Annotated in this window: 2 protein-coding genes; one reads left to right on the forward strand and one right to left on the reverse strand. The window is 61.3% G+C overall.

Annotated features, from left to right (window positions below; translation table 11 throughout):
- The coding region (locus MU551_RS23155) for a FadR/GntR family transcriptional regulator (RefSeq protein WP_247048920.1) at positions 1-749 on the reverse strand (749 nt) is incomplete at its 3' end.
- 22 nt (positions 750-771) lie between these two features.
- On the opposite strand from MU551_RS23155, the gene MU551_RS23160 reads away from it, so the two are divergent.
- Positions 772-1,582 (forward strand): amidohydrolase family protein (locus MU551_RS23160; protein WP_247048921.1); only part of this gene is annotated, 811 nt, incomplete at its 3' end.

Raw genomic sequence — 1,582 nt, forward strand, 5'->3', positions numbered from 1 at the left:
GAAACTGTTGGCGCGGTGTCGATATTGTGAGTATCTGCGAAGTCTTCGACGGCGAGCAGGTGAAAGTGCATCCGCAATCTGGCCCGGTCGGGGTCGCGACGGCGGATCTCTTCGAGGATGCCCCGGTGTTCGGCCTGGGTCGTTGCAGTCGCGCCCTGCTCGGTCATCGCCCGCCACACACGCGTCCTGTAGGTGCGACTCGCCAGCGAATCAATCAACGCACCCATGAGAGGGTTGCCCGCGGCACCGGCGACGCTTCGGTGAAATTCAGTATCCACATCGATGATTGCACTGACAGCCGCCTCATCCACGTCCCCGTCCAGGAGTGCGTCAACGCGATCCAACAGAGCACTCATCTGGTCCACTTGCTCGTCCGTAACCCGCCTGGCTGCCAAGGCGGCACTCTCAGCCTCCAACACCCTCCGCACATGAAGCAGTTGCGAAGGCTCCACGGCCATCTGTCGGTTCGCAAACAGCGTCAAGGGACCGAGAAGCTTACTCGCGTCCAACGCTGTTACGTATGTTCCGGCGCCCTGACGGGTTTCCAGGACACCGAGGACGGCCAACGCTCGAACACCCTCGCGCAACGGACCCCGCGAAACTCCCAGGAGCTCCGCCAAGTCCTTCTCGATGGGAAGCCGATCGCCAGCGGACAGCCTCCCGTCATCCACCATTCCCAGGATCGCCGCAACGACATTGTCAGTTTGCGAGCCTCGGATAGGCGGCCGATCGGGCGAGGATGTATTCATCAGATCATTTTAGGGGGTTGGCATGATCATTGATTCACATTTGCACGTTTGGAATCTTCAACGGGCAGCTTATGGCTGGCTGGGGCCGCATCTGCCGGAGGTGAACCGTGACATCGCATTCGAAGAAATCGCTCCCGTATTGACCGACCTGAGCATCGGCGGGGTCATCTTGGTGCAATCGGCGGACAACGCCGAAGACACGCGAAATATGCTCCACGTCGCAGCAACTCGCCCGGAGATCATCGGCGTCGTCGGTTGGGTGCCCGTCGAGGATCCCCGAGCAATCGCGAGCCATCTGGACGACCTCCTCCGTTACCCGGAGATCGTGGGTATACGGAACCTCATCCACGATCGGACAGATCCCGACTGGGTACTTCGACCCGCCTTCGATGATGGACTCTCCATCCTGGAAGAGTACGGGCTGCCCTTTGACTTCGTTACCAGCAGCCCGGAGGCCATCCCCCGACTGGTTACTGCCGCGGGCCGCCACCCTGGGTTGACGTTCGTCCTCGACCATCTTGGTAAGCCTCCGGTCGATGGGCCGATCGAAGAGCTCCGGCGCTGGGATGAGCTCATTGCCGCTGCCGCAGAGCAGCCGAACATCTTCGCGAAGGTCTCGGGTTTGTATCCGACGGCGAGGCCGGCAGGGGACTGGAGCGTATCCGGACTTGCCAGAATCGTTGACACCGCGGTGGAAGCATTCGGAGCGGAACGGCTCCTCTACGGAGGCGACTGGCCGATGTCGATCGCCGCTGGTGGATATCGACGCGTTTTCGACTCGCTCAGCTCGATTGTGTCTGCCTGGCCAGCCCAAGCCCAAGAGCAGTTCTGGT

The sequence above is a fragment of the Arthrobacter rhizosphaerae genome, from assembly GCF_023062595.1.
Taxonomy (GTDB): Bacteria; Actinomycetota; Actinomycetes; order Actinomycetales; family Micrococcaceae; genus Arthrobacter; species Arthrobacter rhizosphaerae.